Raw genomic sequence first — 6,313 nt, forward strand, 5'->3', positions numbered from 1 at the left:
TTTATTTTGATTTCCTTACTATTTCACAAACCCTTAGTCCACACTCCAAAAATTATTTGGAGTGTTTTTTCGTTTGATTTAACAAAAAGAGAAGAGGGAGTAATAAAATGAAAAAGTTTTTTCGATTTGAAGAACTAGGAACAAACTATCGTAAAGAATTTTTAGGTGGTTTTACTACTTTTTTAGCAATGGCATATATTTTAGCGCTAAATCCATTCACATTAACACTTGGGGATGTAGCAGATCTTAACCCTGCATTAAGAATGGATTATGGAGCAGTATTCGTGGCAACTGCATTAGCTGCAGCAGTTGGATCACTAATTATGGGGCTATTTGCAAATTACCCAATTGCGTTGGCGCCAGGTTTAGGTTTAAATGCATTTTTTGCCTATACTGTTGTGTTAACACAGCAGCAGCCATGGCAATATGCTTTAGCAGCTGTTTTCATTTCAAGTGCATTTTTCTTATTATTAACGATTTCAGGTTTGCGTGAAAAACTTATTAATGCGATTCCTGTGGAATTAAAGCTGGCAGTTGGAGCTGGAATTGGTTTATTTATTACTTTTATCGGATTGCAAAATTCGAAAATTATTGTGGACAACCCAGCAACACTTGTTCATATTGGAAATTTAACAGAACCTAGCACATTATTAGCCATCTTCGGTATTTTTGTTACGATAATATTGATGGTAAAAGGTATTCATGGCGGTGTGTTTTATGGGATGGTCATTACGGCTGTAGCAGGAATGATCTTTGGCGTAATTGATACACCATCTAAAGTAGTTGGAGCAGTTCCAAGTTTGGAGCCAACTTTTGGAGCGCTATTCTCAGCATTTGGTGATAGTGCATTTTATACACAAAATATGTTAGTGGTTGTTTTAACATTTTTATTTGTTGATTTCTTTGATAATGCAGGTACGCTTGTTGCTGTAGCTAATCAAGCTGGCTTAATGAAAGACAATAAGCTGCCAAGAGCAGGAAAAGCATTATTTGCAGATTCTATTGCTTCTATTTTAGGTTCTATTTTTGGTACTTCGACGACAACTTCTTATATTGAGTCGTCTGCAGGGGTTGCTGCTGGTGCTAGAAGCGGATTTGCAGCTGTAGTAACAGCAGGCTTCTTCTTGTTGGCATTGTTCTTTTCTCCATTATTATCAGTAGTTACTTCTGCTGTTACAACACCTGCACTAGTAGTTGTAGGTATTTTAATGGTTGCTTCATTAGGGAAAATAGACTGGACAAAGTTTGAAGTTGCTGTACCAGCATTTTTAACTATTATTGCGATGCCTTTAACTTATAGTATTGCAACAGGTATTGCCGTTGGATTTATTTTTTATCCAATTACAATGCTTGTAAAAGGCCGTGCAAAAGATATTAATCCAATCATGTATGTGTTTTTTGTTATCTTTGCTTTGTACTTTATTTTCTTGCAATAGTGATATACGAGAAAAGGACTGCTCTTAAGCGGTCCTTTTCTTGAAAGGTAAGAAAATATAAGTTTTCTGAAGTCTGACTGGTGTCTAGCTACAGCGCCTAGCCCCTGTGAAAGATAACCTCTTGTCTCTAAAAGTAAAAAACACTTTTTGAGCCAAGAGAACATTTTACTTCGGGGCTGAACAAGGCGCTTCCGCTTTTCTTAAATATATTAATTTTCCGTTGACTTCCTATTAAGACTTTAATAACATTAAAGTGTCTAGAAGTCTGTCGGAGCGAGGAAAAGAATATGCCTAATCTACTAATCAAAAAAGCGCTGAACAATAATGTGCTTATTGGAGAACATCCATCCTATGGGGAAGTTGTTTTAATAGGAAAAGGGATAGGGTTTAATCAGAAAAGAGGAGACTATATCAATACGGATATAGTAGAAAAATTATTTGTATTAACAAATGAAAAAGAACAAGTTAATTACTTGAAACTTCTCCCTCACGTTGACAATGACTTACTAGAAGTCATTATTTCTTCCATTGAATTAATCAAAAGAAAAACAAATGCAGTTTTAAATGAACATATTCATGTTGCATTAACAGATCATATTATTTTTGCTGCTTCTAGGTTATCGAATGGGTTAGTGCTGAATAATCCGTTTCTTATCGAAACAAAGGCACTTTATCCTTTTGAATATCAAATTGCTGAAGATGTGGTAAAGTTGATAGAAGAGCAAACAAGTCTCCATCTACCAGTGGGTGAAATCGGTTTCATCGCACTGCATATCCATAGTGCGATGATGAATAAAAACCTCTCTGAAGTCAATAAGCATTCCCAGTTAGTAACCCATCTAGTCAATATGATTGAAGAGCAGCTTAATGTTGAAATTGATAAGGACAGCATTGATTATATGCGGCTTGTTCGCCATTTACGATTTACTATTGAGCGAGTCCATGATGGAGAAAAAGTAGAGGAGCCAGAAAGAATAACTTCCCTATTGAAAGATGAATATCCAGTATGTTATAATCTCTCATGGAAGCTCATGAAAGTGATGCAACAAACATTGAAAAAAACAGTTTATGATGCAGAAGCAGTATATTTGACTATGCATATACAACGACTTCAAAAGAAAGTTAAATAGCTATTATCTTATAACGTGTTACTGATTCGATCAGGCATGAGTGAATAAGATGATTGAATTAAAAGTTTTAGGGAAATCTATCCCTATAGCTTCTTTCAGTTATCTTCACTCATGCCTGTTTTTATTTTTTTCGATGATAACGCTTTAATGAGCGAAAAAAACTTAGGAGGTAAACGAGATGTTTAAAAAGTTATTTGGTGTCTTACAAAAAGTTGGTAAAGCGCTAATGCTGCCAGTTGCTATTTTACCTGCTGCAGGTATTTTGCTTGCATTCGGTAATGCGCTTCAAAACCCTGCTTTGTTAGAATTAGCTCCATTTTTCGGAAATAGTGGAGTTGTAATGGTTGCTTCTGTTATGGAAAATGCGGGTAATATTATATTTAGTAATCTTTCCTTCTTGTTTGCCGTTGGAGTTGCCATAGGTCTTGCTGGTGGAGAAGGTGTTGCAGGGTTGGCTGCAATCATCGGCTACCTTATTATGAATGTGACAATGGGGACAGTGCTTGGGATTGATGCGAATGAGTTAAAAGGAAGTACAGAATATGCTTCAATTCTTGGAATACCGACTCTTCAAACTGGAGTGTTTGGCGGAATCATCGTTGGTATTGTTGCTGCTTCCATGTACAATCGTTTCTTTGAAATTGAACTTCCTTCCTATTTAGGATTCTTTGCTGGTAAACGTTTTGTACCGATTGCTACAGCTGTAAGTGCGGTGGCTTTAGGTTTGATTATGATTGTTATTTGGCCTCCAATACAACATGGCTTAAATGCTTTCTCTGAAAATATGTTAGGTGCTAATCTAACACTTTCTGCGTTTATCTTTGGTTTAATTGAACGTGCGTTAATTCCGTTTGGCTTGCATCATATTTTCTATTCGCCATTCTGGTTTGAATTTGGTAGTTATACTACACAAGCTGGGGACATAGTTAAAGGTGATCAAAAGATTTTTATGGCTCAAATTAAAGATGGCGTTCAAAATTTAACAGCTGGTACGTTTATGGTTGGTAAATTTCCATATATGATGTTTGGATTGCCTGCTGCTGCTTTAGCAATCTATCAAGAAGCTCGTCCGGAAAGAAAAGCGGTTGTTGGTGGATTAATGCTATCTGCTGGGTTAACTTCTTTCTTAACTGGTATTACAGAGCCATTAGAATTCTCGTTCTTATTTGTGGCGCCAGTATTATTTGGTATCCATGTTGTTTTTGCAGGGTTATCTTTTATGACGATGCAATTATTAAATGTTAAGGTTGGTATGACATTCTCTGGTGGTTTAATTGATTATGTATTATTTGGTTTAATTAATCCTCAAACAAATGCATGGATTATTATTCCTGTAGGTATCGTGTTTGCACTAATCTATTACTTTGGTTTCCGTTTTGCGATTCGCAAATTTAACCTGAAAACACCTGGTCGTGAAGATGAAGTGCAAGAAGAAGCATCTGAGGGTGCTGCAAATGATCTTCCATACGAAGTGTTAAAAGCGATGGGTGGACAAGAGAATATTGCTCATTTAGATGCTTGTATTACACGTCTTCGTGTTGAAGTGAAAGATAGTAAAGAAGTTGATAAAGATCGCTTGAAACAATTAGGTGCTGCTGGTGTGTTAGAGGTTGGTAATAACATTCAAGCAATCTTTGGTCCTCGTTCTGAAACAATTAAAGGTCAAATGAGAGATGTTATGAGTGGGAAAAGACCACGTCCAGTTGCAGCGCCATCAATGGATAAAGAAGTGACACAACAAATTGAAGATGTAAATCCAGAACCTTTACAAGGTGCTGGCGGAGATGATTCAATTGTTGCACCAATCAAAGGGCAATTAGTGCCAATTTCAGAAGTTCCAGATCCAGTTTTCGCTGGTAAAATGATGGGAGATGGATTTGCGATAATCCCTTCAGAAGGTATGGTTGTATCTCCGGTAAACGGTAAAATTGTCAACTTGTTCCCGACAAAACATGCTATCGGTATTTTGGCGGATTCAGGTCGTGAAATCCTTATTCACTTTGGTATTGATACTGTAAAGCTAAAAGGTGAAGGATTTGAAGCGTTAGTAGCGGAAAATGATCAAGTAACAAAAGGTCAGCCGTTATTAAAAGTAGATTTAGATTACATTAAAGAACATGCAACATCTACAACTACGCCAATCGTCTTTACAAACCTTGCAGAAGGTGAGTCTGTGCAGATTAATAAAGAAGGCAATGTTGAATTAAAAGAAGAAGAAATTGTATCTGTTGGAAATCCAGCATCTTTAGAAGTTGCTGCTAGTAAAGAAGATACGATTGTTGCGCCAATCAAAGGACAATTAGTGCCGATTTCAGAAGTTCCAGATCCGGTTTTCTCTGGAAAAATGATGGGGGATGGATTTGCGATAATCCCATCAGAAGGTACGGTTGTATCTCCGGTTGACGGTAAAATTGTTAACTTATTCCCGACAAAACATGCTATCGGTATTTTGGCAGATTCAGGTCGTGAAATCCTTATTCACTTTGGTATTGATACTGTAAAGCTAAAAGGTGAAGGGTTTGAAACGTTAGTAGCGGAAAATGATCAAGTAACAAAAGGTCAGCCGTTATTAAAAGTAGATTTAGATTACATTAAAGAACATGCAACATCTACAACTACACCAATCGTCTTTACAAATCTAGCAGAAGGTGAGTCTGTGCAGATTAATAAAGAAGGCAATGTAGAGTTAAAAGAAGAAGAAGTTGTATCTGTAGTAAAATAAGTAATAGATTTTTTGTAGAAACTCGGTTATAGATCGCCGGGTTTCTTTTTTTTAGGCTGTTTTTTCAAAGTTTGTTGTTTTTTACGTGAAAAAATGGGAGAAGAAGTACTCAGTAGACTGAATACACGTAGAATCCTGTGGGAATGCGAGAAAGACGAGACTTAAGCAGAGTGTATGCGACGAGGAGGCTCGATGCTCGCTAAACGGAGAATGCATGGAATTTTTAAAGGATTTTTCTATTGAATGGGAAAGGAAAAGAAAAACAGTGTTCCAGCGTTTTCAAGAGACATTTTTGACTCAGTCAAGAGAAATTTCTTTTTATCTACGTGAAATTAAGGAGGAACGGGAAGAGAAGATGAAGATTTTTACTTTAGATGAGATAGGGGTTATCGCAAAAGAAGAATGTATTTCTTTTAGGAGTTTTATATTTAATTTCGAGAATTCAGTTGAAGAAAAAGAATTTGAACGGATGCAAGATTTCTTAGAACACTCTAATAGAATAGAGAAGCTTGCTTTCATTAGGGATGCTAATTATCGCTATGTAGTTGCGCCAGGGTATGATGAAGTTATTTTAGAACTATTAATTGAACTGTTGCGAAAGATGGATCTTTATGATGAAGCTAACAGGATGATTGCAAGAATATAATCTTGTAGGGTAGAAGGAAGATTACCAATAAGAGAAGAAAGTAGGAAGCTTGAGCATAGGTTGTATGTGGGGAATATAGTAATGACTGCACTTAACTTTTTTTGTCGGGAAGTTCTATTGACCTAAAAGAGAGGTGATGCTATTATATGAAAACAGCTCAAGATAATAAATGGTTTAATAACTATATTTTTTTGAGAAAAGTGATTGACTTCTTTTTGGTGAGCTGGTATTATATAAAAGTTGCTTCTGATAGCAACGAAAAAACATAACTTGCTTATCATCAACAATGATTTAAAAGCTTGAAAAAACTTTTTAAAAAAGTTGTTGACGAGATTAAGAGAGTTATGATATATTAATAGAGTCGCTTCTGAAGCGAACA

General features: G+C 36.0%; 4 protein-coding genes. All 4 read left to right on the forward strand.

Annotated elements, in window-relative coordinates:
• The first annotated feature begins 107 nt into the window (after positions 1–107).
• The 4 genes from ACTXGU_RS20970 (at position 108) to ACTXGU_RS20985 (ending at position 5,934) form a co-directional block, all read left to right on the forward strand.
• Positions 108–1,436 (forward strand): NCS2 family permease, encoded by a 1,329-nt coding sequence (locus tag ACTXGU_RS20970; RefSeq protein WP_443483475.1) that lies wholly within the window; start codon positions 108–110, stop codon positions 1,434–1,436.
• 287 nt (positions 1,437–1,723) lie between these two features.
• A complete protein-coding gene (gene glcT / locus ACTXGU_RS20975; protein WP_443483476.1) occupies positions 1,724–2,566 on the forward strand; it encodes a glucose PTS transporter transcription antiterminator GlcT in 843 nt (280 codons plus the stop codon).
• A gap of 178 nt (positions 2,567–2,744) precedes the next feature.
• Positions 2,745–5,288: a glucose-specific PTS transporter subunit IIBC gene (ptsG, locus tag ACTXGU_RS20980; RefSeq protein ID WP_443483477.1), complete on the forward strand. Its 2,544-nt coding sequence runs from the start codon at positions 2,745–2,747 to the stop codon at positions 5,286–5,288.
• A 214-nt stretch (positions 5,289–5,502) separates the two neighbouring features.
• On the forward strand, positions 5,503–5,934 hold the full coding sequence (locus ACTXGU_RS20985) for a hypothetical protein (protein WP_443483478.1): 432 nt from the start codon (positions 5,503–5,505) through the stop codon (positions 5,932–5,934).
• Positions 5,935–6,313 lie beyond the last annotated feature (379 nt).

The organism is Niallia sp. 01092 (genome assembly GCF_052318935.1).
Classification (GTDB): domain Bacteria; phylum Bacillota; class Bacilli; order Bacillales; family Cytobacillaceae; genus Niallia.

Bases quoted from the DNA above. Each gene is read 5' to 3' on its own strand.
- ACTXGU_RS20970 (WP_443483475.1), top strand. From the start codon at position 108: ATGAAAAAGTTTTTTCGATTTGAAGAACTAGGAACAAACTATCGTAAA.
- glcT (WP_443483476.1), top strand. From the start codon at position 1,724: ATGCCTAATCTACTAATCAAAAAAGCGCTGAACAATAATGTGCTTATT.
- ptsG (WP_443483477.1), top strand. From the start codon at position 2,745: ATGTTTAAAAAGTTATTTGGTGTCTTACAAAAAGTTGGTAAAGCGCTA.
- ACTXGU_RS20985 (WP_443483478.1), top strand. From the start codon at position 5,503: ATGGAATTTTTAAAGGATTTTTCTATTGAATGGGAAAGGAAAAGAAAA.